This window comes from Oscillatoria sp. HE19RPO, from assembly GCF_024220515.1.
Classification (GTDB): domain Bacteria; phylum Cyanobacteriota; class Cyanobacteriia; order Cyanobacteriales; family Laspinemataceae; genus Laspinema.
Genome location: NZ_JAMXOT010000051.1, coordinates 1 through 16,653 on the forward strand (window position 1 = coordinate 1; position 16,653 = coordinate 16,653).

Annotated in this window: 17 protein-coding genes; 9 read left to right on the forward strand and 8 right to left on the reverse strand. The window is 49.4% G+C overall.

What is annotated here, in order from left to right; translation table 11 throughout:
• Positions 1–125 precede the first annotated feature (125 nt).
• The gene (locus tag NG833_RS05795; RefSeq protein WP_254564362.1) at positions 126–1,031 is read right to left on the reverse strand and encodes a hypothetical protein; all 906 of its coding nucleotides are present in this window, start codon (positions 1,029–1,031) and stop codon (positions 126–128) included.
• 115 nt (positions 1,032–1,146) lie between these two features.
• Here NG833_RS05795 and NG833_RS05800 point away from each other — a divergent pair, with 115 nt between their 5' ends.
• Positions 1,147–2,052 carry a metallophosphoesterase gene (locus tag NG833_RS05800; protein WP_254564363.1) on the forward strand — a complete coding sequence of 302 codons (906 nt, stop codon included), beginning with the start codon at positions 1,147–1,149 and terminating at the stop codon, positions 2,050–2,052.
• A gap of 347 nt (positions 2,053–2,399) precedes the next feature.
• On the opposite strand, the gene NG833_RS05805 is transcribed toward NG833_RS05800, so the two are convergent.
• Positions 2,400–3,242, reverse strand: coding sequence for a DNA adenine methylase (locus tag NG833_RS05805; RefSeq protein WP_254564364.1), 843 nt, complete (start codon positions 3,240–3,242; stop codon positions 2,400–2,402).
• A gap of 624 nt (positions 3,243–3,866) precedes the next feature.
• Here NG833_RS05805 and NG833_RS05810 point away from each other — a divergent pair.
• The 7 genes from NG833_RS05810 to NG833_RS05840 all read left to right on the forward strand — a co-directional run bounded on the left by NG833_RS05810 (position 3,867) and on the right by NG833_RS05840 (position 8,610).
• The gene (locus NG833_RS05810) at positions 3,867–4,226 is read left to right on the forward strand and encodes a hypothetical protein (protein ID WP_015150844.1); all 360 of its coding nucleotides are present in this window, start codon (positions 3,867–3,869) and stop codon (positions 4,224–4,226) included.
• Between the two features lie 34 nt (positions 4,227–4,260).
• Positions 4,261–4,650, forward strand: coding sequence for an ADP-ribosylglycohydrolase family protein (locus NG833_RS05815; RefSeq protein ID WP_254564365.1), 390 nt, complete (start codon positions 4,261–4,263; stop codon positions 4,648–4,650).
• Positions 4,592–4,819: an ADP-ribosylglycohydrolase family protein gene (locus NG833_RS05820; protein ID WP_254564366.1), complete on the forward strand. Its 228-nt coding sequence runs from the start codon at positions 4,592–4,594 to the stop codon at positions 4,817–4,819. Before NG833_RS05815 ends, NG833_RS05820 begins: the two co-directional genes overlap by 59 nt.
• Before the next feature lie 27 nt (positions 4,820–4,846).
• The gene (locus NG833_RS05825) at positions 4,847–5,053 is read left to right on the forward strand and encodes a DUF751 family protein (protein WP_254564367.1); all 207 of its coding nucleotides are present in this window, start codon (positions 4,847–4,849) and stop codon (positions 5,051–5,053) included.
• A 605-nt stretch (positions 5,054–5,658) separates the two neighbouring features.
• On the forward strand, positions 5,659–6,087 hold the full coding sequence (gene rbfA, locus NG833_RS05830; RefSeq protein ID WP_254564368.1) for a 30S ribosome-binding factor RbfA: 429 nt from the start codon (positions 5,659–5,661) through the stop codon (positions 6,085–6,087).
• A 10-nt stretch (positions 6,088–6,097) separates the two neighbouring features.
• Positions 6,098–7,750 carry a glycoside hydrolase family 3 N-terminal domain-containing protein gene (locus NG833_RS05835; protein WP_254564415.1) on the forward strand — a complete coding sequence of 551 codons (1,653 nt, stop codon included), beginning with the start codon at positions 6,098–6,100 and terminating at the stop codon, positions 7,748–7,750.
• Positions 7,751–8,379: 629 nt separating this feature from the next.
• Positions 8,380–8,610, forward strand: coding sequence for a DUF4327 family protein (locus tag NG833_RS05840; RefSeq protein ID WP_254564369.1), 231 nt, complete (start codon positions 8,380–8,382; stop codon positions 8,608–8,610).
• 590 nt (positions 8,611–9,200) lie between these two features.
• Here NG833_RS05840 and NG833_RS05845 read toward each other — a convergent pair.
• The 5 genes from NG833_RS05845 to NG833_RS05865 all read right to left on the reverse strand — a co-directional run bounded on the left by NG833_RS05845 (position 9,201) and on the right by NG833_RS05865 (position 14,147).
• Positions 9,201–9,599 (reverse strand): hypothetical protein, encoded by a 399-nt coding sequence (locus tag NG833_RS05845; protein WP_254564370.1) that lies wholly within the window; start codon positions 9,597–9,599, stop codon positions 9,201–9,203.
• Positions 9,600–9,767: 168 nt separating this feature from the next.
• Positions 9,768–10,928: a glutamate 5-kinase gene (gene proB / locus NG833_RS05850; RefSeq protein WP_254564371.1), complete on the reverse strand. Its 1,161-nt coding sequence runs from the start codon at positions 10,926–10,928 to the stop codon at positions 9,768–9,770.
• A gap of 263 nt (positions 10,929–11,191) precedes the next feature.
• Complete coding sequence (locus NG833_RS05855) at positions 11,192–11,716, reverse strand: YqeG family HAD IIIA-type phosphatase (protein WP_254564372.1); 525 nt, start codon at positions 11,714–11,716, stop codon at positions 11,192–11,194.
• Between the two features lie 226 nt (positions 11,717–11,942).
• Entirely contained in the window at positions 11,943–13,061 is a 1,119-nt protein-coding gene (mltG, locus tag NG833_RS05860; protein ID WP_254564373.1) for an endolytic transglycosylase MltG, read from the reverse strand.
• A 504-nt stretch (positions 13,062–13,565) separates the two neighbouring features.
• Positions 13,566–14,147 carry a DUF3727 domain-containing protein gene (locus tag NG833_RS05865; RefSeq protein WP_254564374.1) on the reverse strand — a complete coding sequence of 194 codons (582 nt, stop codon included), beginning with the start codon at positions 14,145–14,147 and terminating at the stop codon, positions 13,566–13,568.
• Positions 14,148–14,711: 564 nt separating this feature from the next.
• On the opposite strand from NG833_RS05865, the gene NG833_RS05870 reads away from it, so the two are divergent.
• Entirely contained in the window at positions 14,712–15,743 is a 1,032-nt protein-coding gene (locus tag NG833_RS05870) for a RodZ family helix-turn-helix domain-containing protein (protein WP_254564375.1), read from the forward strand.
• Positions 15,744–15,791: 48 nt separating this feature from the next.
• Here the strand turns inward: NG833_RS05870 and NG833_RS05875 are convergent, their stop codons facing one another.
• Positions 15,792–16,400: a DUF3611 family protein gene (locus tag NG833_RS05875; RefSeq protein WP_254564376.1), complete on the reverse strand. Its 609-nt coding sequence runs from the start codon at positions 16,398–16,400 to the stop codon at positions 15,792–15,794.
• Positions 16,401–16,653 lie beyond the last annotated feature (253 nt).

Sequence of the window (16,653 nt, forward strand, 5' to 3'; positions counted from 1 at the left end):
CGCAATGCTTGCGCCCTCCGGAGGGCGCAAGCATTGCGCCCCTACAATCTACACACCTTGACAGGGCTACCCCTGAAGGGGTTATTTAAGGACTTGTTGCAGTTTTAGCTAACTCCCTAAACCCCTCATTCTTGCTGCCGTTTGACAATAATCATCCTTGTCCCAACCACGGGACTGCGAGCTACCAAATTCCCTTGAGAATCGGCAATTTCCACCGTTCTAAAATCCAATTCTTTCCCCCGCACGAAGATTTGCTCGGCTAACTTATCTTGGCGAGAGGCGGTGATGTTGTACCACTCATCGCTAATCCGAACGAGCAACTCAGAGGCCCCAAAATTGGCTTGAATCGAGGCGATCGGAATATCTGCATCTTCAGTTACTTGTGCAACTTGGCTCTGAATCGCCGCAATGAGGGTTTGTTCCGGGGTTAAAGGAGCGGGTGGCGTTTCCACCACAGGAGGCGCTTTTTTAGGCTTGGGTGCCTCTTTCGGGGGGATGACTGGGGGTGGTTCTTTCTGAACTGGAGGGAGTTTCGGTGCTGGGGTGGGAACCTCGGAAACCGGGGGGAACTCCGTCGGAGGCATTTCCGAGACTTCTGATGAGGCAGGAGGGGGAACTTGTGCCACTTCTGCGGGTTTGGGGAAGAGGACGCTGGTTGTCGTCCAAGTAATTACTACCACAATCAAGGCGATCGCCCCAGTTAATCCCCAATCGGACAAGGTTTGATTGAGTGCTCTCGGCAACAAGGCGCGAATCGGCGCTAAAATTTGGGATAAAACCGTCGGTTGCCGTTCTACCCCAAGACCCTCTATCCTAACTTGGGCGGGAGTCTCGGATGGGGGAATCGGTTCCGCTTCCAGAGTCTCGACGACCCCTTCTAACAGTTGAATCATCGATCGCAACGTGGCGATCGCCAGTGCTTTGAATCCCGATGGCGGAGGTTTCGGCGCAGGCGGCACAGGTGGAGACGAGTTTGCCGGTGTTGGGATTTGAGGGTCTGACTCTGGTGGAGTTGGCGGATCTTGTGACATCTTTTTCTAGGCGATCGACAAAGACAACAGGGAATACTGTAAAGGTGCGGCCATCCTTGGATTAATCTATCATTTTGTTTGAAATGTCCCCTAATTCTTGCAAATTCCCGAACCAATGAACGTGACACGCCGAGAATTTTTACTGGCTGGACTTAGTGCCTTAACCTTTGCTATCCTAGGCAAATCTCTCAGGGGGCTAACGAAAGAGAGGTCAGAGACTGAGTTGGATTTGATACCACCATCCCCAGATACCTTGCTGCTGCGGTTTGTCGCCGTGGCAGATACGGGTGCGGGTAATGAGGGTCAATATGCAGTCGGACGGGCGATCGCCCGTTACCATGAGCATAATCCTTTTGATTTAGTCTTGCTCGCCGGAGATAATATCTACAATCATGGCGAAATTGAGAAAATAGAGCGCGTTTTTGAGCAACCCTACCGATCGCTCCTCGATGCCCAGGTTAAATTTTATGCCTGTCTGGGCAATCATGATATTAGAACGAATAATGGCAACGATCAAGTCCAATATCCGGGCTTTAATATGCAAGGGCGCTACTATAGTTTGCGCCGAGATCAAGTAGAGTTTTTTGTCCTGGATACCAACCGAAATGCCAATTGGCAGAGTCAGTTACCTTGGTTAGAGACTCAACTCCAACAGAGTGATGCACCGTGGAAAATTGTCATGGGACATCATCCCCTCTATACCTCTGGGTTACATTTAGGCAGTCGATTCCTCCGTCGGAAACTGATGCCTTTATTCCTAGAACATGGGGTGGCACTCTATATTAATGGACATAATCATAACTACGAACGAAGTCGGGCGATCGGGAATACCACCTATTTAACTTGTGGTGCCGGTGCAAAAACCCGCCGGGTGGGACGTTCCAGTTGGACGGCGCGATCGGCGAGTCAACTCAGTTTTGCTGCCGTTGAAATTTACAGCGATCGCCTTCACATCACCGGCATTGACCAAAATAACCGAACCTTCGACCGAGGCGCGATCGCAATTCTAAATGATGTGTAAATAAAATAGCGAGCAAGATGCTCGCACTCCTTAGCAATCTTAAATGATGTGTAAATAAAATAGCGAGCAAGATGCTCGCACTCCTTAGTTTCCCCCCCCAGAGTTCAATCATTTCCCCCTGTTCGTAGTAACGACTTCAGTCGTTTCCCCCAGTTCGTAGTAACGACTTCAGTCGTTCCCCTTCCAAGAGTTCAATCATCCCCCCCAGTTCGTAGTAACGACTTCAGTCGTTCCCCTTCCAAGAGTTCAATCATTCCCCCCAGTTCGTAGTAACGACTTCAGTCGTTCCCCCTCCAATGTTTCCTCATCATCCCAACCCAACAACCCAACTTCATCCCCTATCCCAATCAATAGGAAGTCACAACCACTTCAGAAATTTTCCCCCGATGAGTTCCTTTAGAATTAATCGATCGCGCTGCGGAAACTTCATGAATTGGAAACTCCTCATAAAGCTCTCGAATAAACGGACAATCCGAATTCGACAGCATCACTTTCACCCCTCGACTCGCCAGTTCCGCAAACACATCCCGTAACCGAAATTGGTCCTCTTCATCAAAATTATAGCGACTATACGACGTAAATTGACTTGTATTACTCAGAGGATAATAAGGCGGGTCAAAATAGACAAAATCTTGGTCAGTTTTGGCCTCCTCCAGCACCTTATAAAAATCCCGAACTTCTAATTGCACAGATTGCAAAGCCTGGGAGTCCGCCCGCAGTAACTCCGCATTACAAATGGTGGGATTTTTATATCGGCCAATCGGCACATTAAATTGCCCTTTAGAATTTTCTCGATACAATCCATTAAAACAAGTTTTGTTTAAATAAATAATTCGAGCGGCTTTTTTGACTGGCTTTTGGTTTTTCTGAGCTCTAATTTTATAATAATATTCAGAATTATGTTTGCGGTGATGAGATTCTAACTCTTTGATTAAAGCCTCTACGTCAGTTTGGACGCAGCGATACATATTAATCAACTCTTCATTGACATCGGATAAAACAGCCTGAAACCCCGAAGAATGCGCTTGAAATAGATAGAAAAAAACTGCCCCACCCCCTAAAAATGGCTCGTAATAGTTTGTAAACTGCGGGGGAAATAGGGGTTGATATTGTTGAAGCAGTTGGGTTTTGCCCCCAGCCCATTTCAGAAAAGGGCGCGGTAAAACTGTTAATGTAGTCGGATCGTTCATCTATACCTAAAAGTGTAACTAATTTTGTAGCAACGTCCTCCCTTTTGGGTGAACCGAACTCAATTGATGAACTCAAGGATTGCCCTTGATATTGTTTTGCGGGAGTTGGGAGAGGGGAAATAGGGGTGATCCGGTTTGGGCGATCGCACCCCAGGAAACGAATCCCCTCAACGATACCTCCCCCCCTTTCCTGCATCACTCCCGCGCCCTTGCCTAGGCAATTCTGTCGCAATTTGGGGCTGTCTCAATCCCAACCCAACTCCAAAAGTTCATGAATCCCTAACATACCACGATCGCGACTAGAATTCTGCGGTAGATCCCCCGGGAAAAACCAGGAGTAATCATTGATACGACAGGTGAAAACCGATTTTGGCATAATGGGTGTGGAACCCCCATTCCTTCAACGGGAGTGACCCACTCCAGAAAGGACTTCGCCCTCGAATTGTCTCAATTCGTATCAAAACCTTGAGTCCTTTCGGTCTAAAATAGATACGCCCACTGCAATGAGATGGCAGTACAGCGGGTTGAATCAGTCAGATAGATCCATCCTTTCTCCCGAAAGCGCGATCGCTGCTTCAACTGAGTCCTTGCTTACGATCATGTATTTTCCAGGAGGTTTTCCAGATGGATTCTCAGGATGTTATCCAAGCTATAGATCGCATTTTACCCGACCCTCAAATCTTTGAAGATGTCAATAATATGTTGCAAAAATACCGGGCTTCCGGCCAGAAAAAAGTTCAACTAGAAGATGAAGATATCAGTGTCGCCATCCCCGAAGGGGTGCAAATTGATATTGTAACAAAAGCCTTTTTTAATGAATATTTTGATATTAATTTAGGAACAGGGTATCGGGTTCAGGTGGCAATGGGCGGAATTCAAAAACAAAAACGCGGCAGAGTCTATCCAGAACTCTGTTTTGCTACATTATTTTATGATGCCACCGGAAAAATGTTAATGATTGATTTTCATCAAAACATGATATAATTAATGGCTTATATAGAAAATTAATCTAATATAAATGAGCAGGCCAAAGGTATCCCGTTTAGAACAATTTAAGGGCTGTTTGATTGGACAGTGCCTCGGTGATGCTGTGGGCTGCCGTGTTGAAGGCTATGCTGAAGAAGTTTGTCAAAATTATGTAAATTACGAACTCAAACCCAAGCGAATTCGAGACCGCGATCGCTTCCCCTTTCCCTTTGGTCAATACACCGATGATTCCCAACTCGCCCGCGAACTCATCCAAAGTTACATCGCCTGTGGCCAATTCGACCCCGCAGACTATGCTCAACGCATTGGAGCAATTTTCACCGAAGAACGCATCGTCGGACGAGGACAGCCTCTATTCCTTCTTGAAAACCCCCGAGGATTACTGGGAAACCATCTGCACTGCGATTATCGTAGGGGGTGACGTGGACACCACCGCAGCGATGGCCGGGGCAATTTCCGGGGCCTATCTCGGATTGGATGCCATTCCCCGGGAACTGGCGGTGAATCTCAATGACCAAGGGACTTGGAAATTTACCGAACTGGTGCAACTCGCGGAACAATGCTACGGGGTACAATGCAAACAGACTTAGCCGCTCCTGTTCAGAATCTGAATTTTTATGTTTGATGACTTTTGGAGTAATATCCTTCGCTACCCGCGCTATTTTGTCACGATCATTCTGGGTATCTTCTTTGCCCTGTTCGGTTGGGTTAAACCCCTGTTGCAAAAACCCGTGACTGCGATCGCCTTAGTCACTTTAGTGGTGACTGCCCTAATTTTTGTCGGATTGACCTTACGAGGGATGTTGGGATTGGCCGTAAGCTAGAGCATCGGGACAGTTTTGTTTAGATCCCAGGGATCGGAAACCGGGTTTTTGACCCAGATTTTGCCTCAAATTTAAGTACACCTCCAGTCCCCTCCCCTTCGCAAGGGGAGGGTTAGGGTCTTACAAGGGTAGGTTTTTTAGGCGGTAAATTTTTCAACAAGTTTTGGGTTCTCTTAGCCCTCCCCTTGGCAAGGGGAGGGTTGGGTGGGGTCCTCTTTACCCTAGATTAGAGGAAAGAGGTTTAATCCTTTACCTAATGAGGGTTTCATCGCCAATTCGGGTATCAAAAGTGGGTTTTTTGCGAACTGGGTGGACCCCACCCTAACCCTCCCCTTGGCAAGGGGAGGGGACCGGAAGGAAGTCCCCTTACTCTTAGGTAAATCACCCTGAACGTAAAAAATGTACCTTTGTAAGAGGGTTAGGGTGGGGTCCTCCTGACGTGGCCTAAGCCAAGTCACGAGGAATGAGTGGGTGAAGGGTGTCGGCGGTGACGCGGTTTGCTGTTGTAGCGGTAGCACGGATTAAAACTCTACACTACAAACAGGTGGATGCATTCAAATGCCACCTAAACAGATGAGTACCATGCAAACAAGGGAATCAATATTATGGCTACCGATCGTCGAGTAGAGCGTGTCGCGTCCTTGATTAAGCGCGAAGTCAGTTTAATGTTAATCGGCGACATTAAAGATGACCGAGTGGGTGCGGGAATGGTGAGCGTCACCGATGTTAATGTCTCCGGTGACCTCCAACACGCCAAGATTTTCGTCAGTATCTATGGCAGTGACGAAGCGCGGGCCGAAACAATGGAAGGGTTACAAGCAGCCACTGGATATATCCGCAGGGAACTCGGTCACCGCGTGCGATTGCGTCGGACTCCAGAGGTGATATTTTTAGAAGACCGATCCATTGAACGCGGGACGCGCATCCTAACACTGCTCAATCAAATCAGTGAAGAACGCAAACAGCATCATCCCGAGGGGGATGAGGAAGATGTGGATTTAAACGAGAGCGAAATTTCAGAAACTGAGGGTTAAATCTGTGGATATGTCGGATCTGATCCCGGCACTGCCGGATCTCGAAACCTTATCGTTAGAAGAACAGGTGGCGCAGTTGTTCGTCGTGCGAGCATCTGGACATCTGTTTGACCACCAAATCGAATATCCTGATTGGGAACCCCCAGCAGCACAGTTGCAGAAGCTGGTGCAGGAACAGGGCGTGGGGGGCGTGATTTTGGTGGGAGGCAGTGCGGGTGATTTGATGTTGCGATCGCAGCAGTTGCAATCCTGGGCGAAATATCCCCTGGTGATCGCTGCCGATATCGAGGAAGGTGTCGGACAGCGATTTGCTGGTGCAACTTGGTTTCCCCCGCCCATGGCGATCGCCAAGATTGCTGCAACAGAACCCTCGAAAGCTCAGGGTTATGCCACAGCAATGGGAGCCTATACCGCCCAGGAAGCCCTCGCCGTCGGGATTAATTGGGTCCTCGCCCCGGTGGTGGATGTGAATAACAATCCCGAAAATCCGGTGATTAATGTCCGTGCCTTTGGGGAAAATTCTGAAACTGCCAGTGAGTTAGCCCTAGCGTTTATGCGCGGTGCACAGAAATATCCAGTCCTCACCTGTGCCAAGCATTTTCCCGGACATGGGGATACCAGTGTGGATTCTCATATCGAGTTGCCGGTGTTGCGCCATTCTCTAGAACGACTAGAGTCGGTGGAACTTCCGCCATTTCAACGGGCGATCGCCGCTGGAGTCGATGCGGTGATGAGTGCTCACCTCTGTATTGAAGCCTGGGACTCGGAATATCCGGCGACTCTTTCCTCAAAGATTTTAACGGGACAGTTACGCCAACGGTTCGGGTTTGAGGGGTTAATTGTTACTGATGCTTTGGTGATGGGGGCGATCGCTAAACGGTATGGTCCAAATGAAGCCCCAATTTTAGCCTTAGAAGCTGGGGCGGATATTTTATTGATGCCTGTGGACCCAGCCGAGGCGATTACTGCCCTCTGTGATGCGGTCAAATCCGGTCGCATATCCCGCGATCGCATTCTCCAATCCGTAACCCGCATTTGGAAGGCGAAACAAAAACTCTTCTCTCCTTCGACAGTGGTCAATCCTCCGACTTCCCCCACCGCCCAACTGATTAATTTGTCTACTCCTGGGGCGATCAACTGTGTAGAACAGATTTTGCGGGAGTCTCAGCAAATGGGGGGGTCTTTGCCTTTATCCGTCCCTCCACCGGAATCCGGGGAGTATAGGAATAATTTATTGGTAACTGACTCTCTGGTTAATAGTGCGTTTCTGAATAAACAAGCCCCGGCGATCGTCATGCCGAAGTCTCAAGGCTATCAATTTCAGGGCGTGGATTGTTCTACACCCTGCCGAGGGCAAGACTTGAAGGCAATGGGAACGGTCAAAACTTTACTGCAAGTCTTTATCCGGGGTAATCCGTTTGGGGGACCCGCCCAGGTGACCCGCCTTGCCCGGGAATGGCTGACTCAATTATTAGAAACGGGACAATTGCAGGCGGTGGTGATTTACGGGAGTCCCTACGTTTTGGACGAATTTAAGGCCCTGTTGCCTCCATCGATTCCGTTTGTGTTTTCTTATGGTCAAATGGGGGCCGCCCAGGCGATCGCCCTGGAAACTGTATTCGGACTGACTCCCACCCCCACCCAACCCAATCCGTTCTACTAAGGCGACAGATGAAATCTGCACCGGGAGTAAAAAGCTTGTATTGCTTTCTATTGCTACAGTTACCGGCGCTACCGGCATCGGATTTCCATCGGATCTAATCTAGTTTATTCCTAGAAAGCGGTGATCCCTATCCGGTTAATCTCCGGGTGATCCGGAGTCCGGTTTTGATAGACCTTTGAAAACCCGCACCCTTGAGGGCGTCGGTTTTTATAGACTTTGAAAATCGGATTTCGGATCGGGACCGGCTAGAGAAGCAGCTAATCTGCTGAAGTTTATATAAAGTTGCTTCCACAAATATCCCTACAACTATCCCCCTGTATAAACTTGGGCATCTCCCTACTCTACTTTAGACTGAAATAATGCAATCATTAATCATTCCGAAACGGCCCGGGAAAGTACATCGAAAAAATTTATCTACCTGAAGGTGCATAATTCTTCATATTTTATTAAGATAAGTAGGAGTCAATTAGCGCGACAATAACAATGCTGCTGTATAGAATGTAACAAATACCCGAGAGACAGCCCAGTAGTCTCCCGTCTTCAACGAGCTATTATGAATTATTCACCTAGCTGGGGGGTGGTCACAGATATACCGTTGATTAAAGAATCTATCTAGCGAGGTTTTAAAGATGGCTCCATCTACATCTACCGTTCAATATTCCATCGAGTTTATCAAAGAAGAAGCTCGAACCTTGGTCAAAAATGGCTTTGTGGGCCGACAACAACCGATCTATACCCTCTGCCAATACATCCCAGCGCGGGAATGGGCCGTGGTTGAATCTGAATTAGAAAAATACGATTTCTTACTGCGCGATCGCATTGTGGATCTCATGGGTCGCGAAGACTGGGACAACGATTAAATAAAAAATGGTACATCATATCAAACAAGAGGACTCCTGTCAATAACAAGTTAAATCAATTTGACTTTTTATTGACAGGGCATATCCCGATCTAAACCAGAAGTGGTTTACGCTGAAATTCCGGTGGTTGTGCGATCGCCTTCTGGCCTCCTCCGGAGGTCGTTATACGGAAAACCCCAGGCCACGAATTCCCCTTCTGGTTTTAACCGGACACTCAACAGCCCCAAGCAAGACTGAAAAATTTTTCCCGGACATTCCCTCACCTCATCCCCTGACGTCTAGTCTAGGGTTACAGTAGAGGGAAGACAAACCCGGTTTATTCACAAAATTTTAGGCCAATGAAGGCCAAAAAAAGGGCCAGGAACCCAGTGTCTGACTCTACAGATCTAACACTGTACCGGGTTCCTACTTGTGCTAAGTATTTGAGCTGGACGCCCCTCTGGGAACCGAGAGCGCCGGGACAGTATCGGGAAGACAACAGGGTTTCTGGATCAACTGTGTTACGAATCAGCAGTTGGCTGTCACAAAAACCGGGTTTTGGTCCCTAGGCTTAAAGACCATACCGGCGTTCTCGCACCCAGAGCTTAACGTTACGAATCTTTCTGCTGTAAATTTTCTAACTCAGACCGCAACGCTGCAATTTGAGCGGTTAAGTCTTGTAAATCTTGGTAGACTTCCGGATTAGTTGCCGAAGTAGGCGGGGATGACGGAGGCTCAGAACTTGGCGCAGAGGGAGTGGCAGAGGATGGGGGTTCCCCGGGCGATCGCTGATGATCGATCAGGGTATCCACAAAATTGCGGGCTTCCCGTTCGGTCAGTTCTCCTTTTTCAGCCCATTTTTTGGTCAAATCCTTGGCATCTAGTTTTAAATCCGCCAGATTTTCTTCTCGTTTTTGGGCGTCTTGAATGCTTTCGAGTAGGGAAGCCGTCGCGCCTACCCCAACTCGAAATCCGGTTTGTAAAAATTCCATAACGTTATCGGGGTTCATCGTCTATGTTCTTCCGTGTTGTAGAAGTATTTTTAGTGTAACGACCTACAAGAGATCAGAAACCGGGTTTTTGACTGGGATTGGGGGTTACATGGCAAGGATTTTGTAAAAAACCCGGTGGTCTTCTCTTGAGGGGACCGGCGTCCTCAAGCAACAGTCAAGCCGCTTTCAGTGCAGGGGGTCGGTGTTGTTCAACTCGGCGGCATCGCTACTGGAACCGCTTAAAACTAAGTTATCCCGGTGGATTACCGTGTCGGCAACAATATAACCTAAAATTTCGGGAATTTCATCAGACTTTCGTCCGCGAATGCGATCGAGTTCGTCACTGCTATAGTTAACCAGTCCCCGAGCAATTTCCCGACCCGAGCGATCGCACAGTTGCACCGCATCCGCCGCCTCAAATTCTCCGAACACCTCCAGGATACCTGCGGCGAGGAGAGACTTTCCCCCTTGACAGATAGCCCGCACTGCCCCTTCATCTAAATAAAGTTTACCCGAGGGAATCACCGCATTAGCCAGCCAGCGCTTGCGGGCGTTACTCGTGCTCTTTTGCGGTGCAAAATGGGTGCCGATCGCCTCCCCCTGCAAAATCTTCTCCAAGTTACGCGGGGATTGAGACGAGGTAATCACCGTGCGGACTCCGGCACCTGTGGCAATGCGGGCCGCCTCAATTTTAGTCATCATTCCCCCAGTCCCCCAATTGCTGCCACTGCCTCCGGTTTCCACCTGTAACTGCCGCAACTCATCGAGATGTTGAACCAGGGTAATCGGTTGGGCGTCGGGATGGCTGCGGGGGTCTGCGGAGTAGAGGCGATCGACATCGGTCATCAGAAACAGCCATTCCGCTTCGACTAAGCTGGCAACCATTGCCGAGAGGGTATCATTGTCGCCGAATTTGAGTTCTTCGGTGGCTACTGTATCATTTTCGTTGACAATCGGGATGACCCCGAGGCGGAGTAATTCTTGAAAGGTGTTGTAAGCGTTGACGTAGCGACTGCGTTGGACTAAATCGCTGCGTGTGAGGAGGACTTGGGCGATCGGCTGTTGCAGGGTGGTAAACAGGTCATCATAAACCCGCATTAAACGGCCCTGACCGACTGCAGCCACCGCTTGTTTGAGGGCGATCGTCCGGGGACGCTCTTTTAATCCCAGACGAGCACAGCCGACCCCCACGGCACCGGAGGAGACTAAGATGACGCGGTGCCCTTGGTGACGGAGGGCGCTGAGGGTTTCAATCAGGGCGGCAATGGTGGCGATCGCCAGGTTGCCAGTGCTCTCCTGGGTGAGACTAGAGGTGCCAATTTTGACGACTAGGGTTTGCAGGTTCATAAAAAAAGCGCGATCGTTGGGGATGAAGTCCGGGTTACCAGTGGATGACCGGATCCAATTGTAAAGCGCCCGCCTTGATTTCGGTGAAGGCAGGCGCTTGGTTTTTATAAAACTGAATGATCGGGAGGGCCTTGCTCAAGGCTACCCCCTATAAACTCATCTTGATGCCGCTTGATAATTTGGTGTCAGCCTCAATATTTTAAGATGCAAAGATGCAGCGCTCTATAGGGTTTTTTAAAGGGGTGTTCCAGCTCAATGACCTATTACTTCTTCTGAGCGAGGGAAGCGCCGAGGATTTGAGATAACCAGACTTCCAGCGATCGCACCGGATGCTTGGTTTGCATGATTTCCCCGGGTTCCACCATCGGTTCTACCAAAATGGTAAACATTCCCAAGCGGTTACCAGCGAGGACATCGGTAAAGAGGCGATCGCCCACCATTGCCACCTTTTCCACCGGCAGATTCATCCCCGTCACCGCCTGTCGTAACTTGCGCCGCGAGGGTTTGGCTGCACCTGTAATATAGGGCAGATTTAAAGAGCGAGCAATCCCACCGATGCGAGCTTCACTGATATTATTGCTAACCAACCACAAGGTAGCAACCGGGCGAATTTGTTCAACCCACTGCCGGAGATACTCAGACACTTGAATTTCTCGAAGGGGGACGAGGGTTTCATCCACATCCAAAACCAGACCCTTGAGGTCATATTCTTTAACGATTTCTGGTGTCAGGCTTAAAATTGAGTCCCCTAAAAATAAATCGGGCTCTAAAAGTTTTCCCCAAGACATAGTAATTGACCTTCGCTGACTAACACTAACCACCGCCCTAGAACCTGCCGTGACCCAATAATTTGGTTTGACAGCGCGATCGCCGGGTTCACCAGGATGCGTTTTAGAAACGGCATTCCCCGCAGAATGATTTTGACATATTAAGGTGGCATAGCCCACGGCGATCGCCCTCAATTCTCAGAAATCCCCCCAGGAGCTTGTGCGAAGGGCTACTGGGGGAATATCATTACCGTAACGTCGGGTCCCGCTCATCCCAGATGGCATCTTGAGCCGCTTCATGTTCAGCTAAGGTGCGACTAAAAATATGGGTGCCATCATAGAGGGCCACAAAATAGAGATATTCCGTCTCTTCTGGGGCTAAAGTGGCTTCTAAACTGGCAACTCCAGGAGCAGCGATCGGGGTCGGGGGTAAACCTGCATTCAGATAAGTATTGTAAGGGTTAGGGGTGTTCACCTGGGCCAGGGTTAAGGGTTGATCTTCCGTTTGTCGGATATTTAATCCATATTCCACCGTCGGATCAGCACCCAGAGTCATCCCCTGTTTGAGGCGGTTGGTAAAGACACCGGCAATGCGATGGCGTTCCGATGCCACCACGGACTCTTTTTCCACAATACTCGCTAAGGTGACCCATTCTTTGAGACTGAGATTGGTTTGATTTTGAGGGTTTTGATAGACTGGGAGAGCCACCTGTTCAAACCGATTCAGCATGGGTTGAATAATTGCTTGCGGAGTGATATTATCCGCGCGCAGCTTGTAAGTATCCGGGTATAAAAAGCCTTCTAAATGGGGGATATCTTTAGGAAGCCAGGGATATTCAGCCCAGGGAATTTCCTGAGTGGCGGCGAGAAATTCTTCAGCGGTAAAAAAACCTTGAGACTCGAAATGTGCAGCCATTTGCCGCAAATTCCACCCTTCGGGAACGGTGAAACTCAGCTGCATGACTTCCCCATTCCAAATTTTTTGGGCGATCGCCTGCATCGGCTCATCGGGAGAGAGTTGGTAGGTTCCCGCCTTGTAACCTCCATCTGGGTTTTGGCGAATTAACCACCGAGTCCACATATTCCAAGCATTGGCGGACCGAATTAAACCCTGTTCTTCGAGTTTAATGCCGATGAGTTGTCCAGGTTCCCCGGGGTCAATTTTTACGACTTCCAGCCGATTGTCTGGGACGACAGAATCCCGAGGTAAAGATTCGGATACGGGTGCACTAGCCGATAGCCACCACCGCCAACCTTGCCATGCACTGATTCCGATCGCAGCGCACAGGATAAGCGCCACATATAACAACCAATTTGTTTTTCGTTGACTCGCTGCTTTCATCTTCTGGTGATCTGTAACAACCATGATGGGATGCCGCGAAGATCGTGGGGGATCTTGCCCGGATGGAGAAGCGATCGCCCGCCATCACCCCGAAGGGATCTTGGGATCTTCATCGCGGCATTTATCTATTCCAGGGTAGTCTTTAATCTGTGAATTGATAGACTCCACATCCGACGGTGAATTCGGTTTTATGTTCTCCTAGAGCTTAGACCACTCATAGAGCTAGAGGGTACTCTCCACAGCCAGGGATCTTTTGCTTTGTGCATCGAAGCACCTGATTCCCTAAAAGTTGGAGTCGCCTTTGTTGGGTCCAGCAAGAGTCAAGCGGGCGACGACTCTGAGTCTGAGTCAAATCCGAGTTGAGAAGATCCGATGCGATCGCCGATCCACCCTGATGTTCCATTAGTTCAAGCTGCTGAGCCCGCTAAAAATTTTTTTGAAATGGGACCGATCGGGCTTCAATATTGATTCGAGTCCCACATCTCTTGGGGTTGCTGAGTCAGACTGAGGACAATCTTTGTTTCGTCCTTATTCGAGTTCTTCAAACAACCGTTCTTCGATCATGCCTTCTAAAGTAGACATCATCGGTTCGAGTTCCTGTAACTCCTCATCGGAAAGTAACTCAGGGTTTCCGTCTTCATTGAGGCGCGCCAAAATGAAGACGGGGTCTAAAGGAGAGTAGATGGCATACTCGGCTTCTTCATGATAAAAACTGGCTAACCACTGAAGTTCCTCATATTCTGCCGCTTCACCTAGCTCATCATCACTGATTTCCTCTTCCGTAAATTCCGGAAGATCGCCACTAACCGTCAGAGTAATAGCGCTGCGTTTGAGGGTGAGGTTTTGTTCTTCGAGAACCGCTTTAGCCGTATCAAAAATAGTATCTACTTCCTCCTCACTAATCGGAATGGGTTCATCATCCTCATCCTCAGCTTGCCATGCGAAAATTTCCACCGGCGTATCAATGGGAGTGAGTAAAACGTAAGTATTGTCGTTTACTTCTACCGAATGTTCGATGTAACAAGATAGCGATCGCCCGGACTCATCCGTCAAAATTGTGGATGAAGTGTGGGATTGCCCATTCTCTTTTGATGATTCCGATCGGGACATGACAGATAATAGGAAGATAAAGAGCAGTAGCGAGGAGCAAAACGGAATCAGAAAACCGGAAAACGCCCTTCCCGCATTTCGGTCGAGGCGTACAGGTTTTTTGATTGCCCTAAACCCAGGAAGAGCAAATCCTAGGGCAAAACCAGAATATCACGGGAGCGAGCCGATCCGATTTCTATTTTGTGGAGTGGGACTCTTGGCGATCGCCCCGGTGCGGGTTGGGCAGATTGGGGGTCAGTCATCATCCTGGGATCAAGCCGAAACGGGCCATTCTTGAGGAGAAACGTTGGATGGCGAGAACGGGACCCGGGAGGAGGAATCCCTTGCGGCAGTCGCTCTTTCCATGTGCTGATTGTCACCCTTGGAGGGAGCGTTCCATCCGGAAGGGGTACAAATCCCCGGAATGAAGATACTCAGATAAAGGTTCTCCCTAAATCCCGGTCTAGCCAGACTTGAGTCTAACTTTGGACTCAACTCAACATTTTGGGCCAAGACAGGATTGCGGGTTAACTGTTCTGTCATTTCAGTGACTCATCACTGCCGTCCCCGGATTTAACGAGTATCATGGCACTTGAAACCCTCTCCCAGGCCACACTTCCTCCAGAGGAACTGACCGCTATCCTCACTCAAATTGAGTCGGAACTGTATCGGACAAAAGTTTATCGCACCGCATTGGGATTCCTTAAACAGAGACTCGGTGAGTCGGCTGATGGTTCCTCTATGCTGCTACAAGCGGTGGCTAAAAAAGCGATTTGGCTGACGCTTAAGCAATGGATTTCCCCGGTTCAGGACGATTCAGAACCCCTAAATGAGTCTGAGTCGATCGTGGATGACCTAGACTTATCTCAGAGGTCCGGCGATCGCCAAGAGTCCCAGGCATTAGAGGACATCCGAACACCGGAAAGCCATTCCCCATCCCTTGGCGATTCAGAGCCCGCCGCGATCGCCCGGAAGACACCCTCTTCCTTGTCGTTACCCGCTACAATCAACCCCTTTCACCGGCACAAAAAACAGTTACAAGCTCAACAGCAAGCCCAAATCATTGCCCAGCAACAACAATGGGCCGATCGCCTGACTCAAATTGGGCAAGAACTCCAAGCGGCACGCTGCGATCGCGGGTTATCGATTCTGGAATTGCATAAACAGACCCTGGTTCCTTGCCGTCATATTGAAGCGATCGAGAACGGCTATCTATCCCAGTTGCCCGAAGATGTTTATGTGCGGAGTTTTATTCATAAAATTGGGGATATCTTAGACTTAGACGGAGCGAGACTGGCGAATTTTTTACCTGTTCCCCCGAAACAGAATGCACCCATCCCGTCCTGGCACCATCAGGACTTTAACCTAGACTTGAACGTCAGTCCCCTGCATCTGTATGTCGGCTACACCGCTCTCATGGCTGGGGCGATCGGGGGACTCGGGTGGATGAATGGGCAATCTGCTCCCACAATCGTGCCAGAACCAGACCCAACTTTAACTGCCCCCGCGAGGGATTCTCGTCAAGGGGTGCTGCCGATGCAAACACCGGGGATTACCTCACAGGCGATCGCCTGTGCCGTCTTTGAGATAGCCCCACCCGAAGCCCTAGAGTGGTAACCCCGTCTCAGGAAACCTCGACCCCATCCCACCCCTTGGACGAGGGTTTCAGGGTTCCTTCTGGGTATTAACATCGATCCAGTTGAGTAACCAGAGTCCCGTGACAAGCCCGATAAAGTGGGCCACAATGGTATGGGTATTGGCCAAAACCACAAAAATATCCAAGGCTTGAATAAAATCTTGGGGGCGCAACGCCGTCACCAGGGAACCACCGCCTTGGTACTGGAGGGCCTTGGCTAGGAGGATACCGCCAATCGCTTCGGCGGCAATTAGGGTAAAGGACATCCCGGCTAAATTGACCATTAAACCCCGACGCACGATTTGCACCGTCTTCACTCGACCAGGGCGCAGCTTAGAATTTGCAGAACTAAGCTGTTGAGATAGACGAGTATAGCGATAAGCCCAATAGATACTCAGTCCGAGGGCAGCCAGTCCCAGAACTGCAAAAAAGATACCCGGCGCGATGCTGACATTACTGGTTCTGGCTGCTTCGCGGGGTCCCGGAGATTCAATCAAAATTGCAAATAAGAAAATCAGTCCGGCAACAACGGCGAGAACTAACTGTGTCCAAAAACTGATCCAGCCGATTCTGCGTAAGGCAGGGATGACGCGCTGGACGGGGGGTGGAAGTGCTTTAAAGTCTGTTTGATTTGACATACGCAGAACGCAGTTACCGTTTTGGAGCGTTGAGATTGATGACTCTTGCTCAATCATAGAGCACCGCACCTCCGGATTGCCGTTGGCCGGTGATATTGAGGTGCAATTGCTGTATTTGCCCTGTTTATTTTAAATTAACTTGTAAAGAAAAATAGAGAACAAAAAAACACCGATGCGCGTCAGCCCATAAAGAATGCATCTTTTCGGCAGGCGATCGGCCCATTGGTTTGGGTAAATTCTGAGCATCTGGGTT

Bases quoted from the DNA above. Each gene is read 5' to 3' on its own strand.
- NG833_RS05795 (WP_254564362.1), bottom strand. From the start codon at position 1,031: ATGTCACAAGATCCGCCAACTCCACCAGAGTCAGACCCTCAAATCCCA.
- NG833_RS05800 (WP_254564363.1), top strand. From the start codon at position 1,147: ATGAACGTGACACGCCGAGAATTTTTACTGGCTGGACTTAGTGCCTTA.
- NG833_RS05805 (WP_254564364.1), bottom strand. From the start codon at position 3,242: ATGAACGATCCGACTACATTAACAGTTTTACCGCGCCCTTTTCTGAAA.
- NG833_RS05810 (WP_015150844.1), top strand. From the start codon at position 3,867: ATGGATTCTCAGGATGTTATCCAAGCTATAGATCGCATTTTACCCGAC.
- NG833_RS05815 (WP_254564365.1), top strand. From the start codon at position 4,261: ATGAGCAGGCCAAAGGTATCCCGTTTAGAACAATTTAAGGGCTGTTTG.
- NG833_RS05825 (WP_254564367.1), top strand. From the start codon at position 4,847: ATGTTTGATGACTTTTGGAGTAATATCCTTCGCTACCCGCGCTATTTT.
- rbfA (WP_254564368.1), top strand. From the start codon at position 5,659: ATGGCTACCGATCGTCGAGTAGAGCGTGTCGCGTCCTTGATTAAGCGC.
- NG833_RS05835 (WP_254564415.1), top strand. From the start codon at position 6,098: ATGTCGGATCTGATCCCGGCACTGCCGGATCTCGAAACCTTATCGTTA.
- NG833_RS05840 (WP_254564369.1), top strand. From the start codon at position 8,380: ATGGCTCCATCTACATCTACCGTTCAATATTCCATCGAGTTTATCAAA.
- NG833_RS05845 (WP_254564370.1), bottom strand. From the start codon at position 9,599: ATGAACCCCGATAACGTTATGGAATTTTTACAAACCGGATTTCGAGTT.
- proB (WP_254564371.1), bottom strand. From the start codon at position 10,928: ATGAACCTGCAAACCCTAGTCGTCAAAATTGGCACCTCTAGTCTCACC.
- NG833_RS05855 (WP_254564372.1), bottom strand. From the start codon at position 11,716: ATGTCTTGGGGAAAACTTTTAGAGCCCGATTTATTTTTAGGGGACTCA.
- mltG (WP_254564373.1), bottom strand. From the start codon at position 13,061: ATGGTTGTTACAGATCACCAGAAGATGAAAGCAGCGAGTCAACGAAAA.
- NG833_RS05865 (WP_254564374.1), bottom strand. From the start codon at position 14,147: ATGTCCCGATCGGAATCATCAAAAGAGAATGGGCAATCCCACACTTCA.
- NG833_RS05870 (WP_254564375.1), top strand. From the start codon at position 14,712: ATGGCACTTGAAACCCTCTCCCAGGCCACACTTCCTCCAGAGGAACTG.
- NG833_RS05875 (WP_254564376.1), bottom strand. From the start codon at position 16,400: ATGTCAAATCAAACAGACTTTAAAGCACTTCCACCCCCCGTCCAGCGC.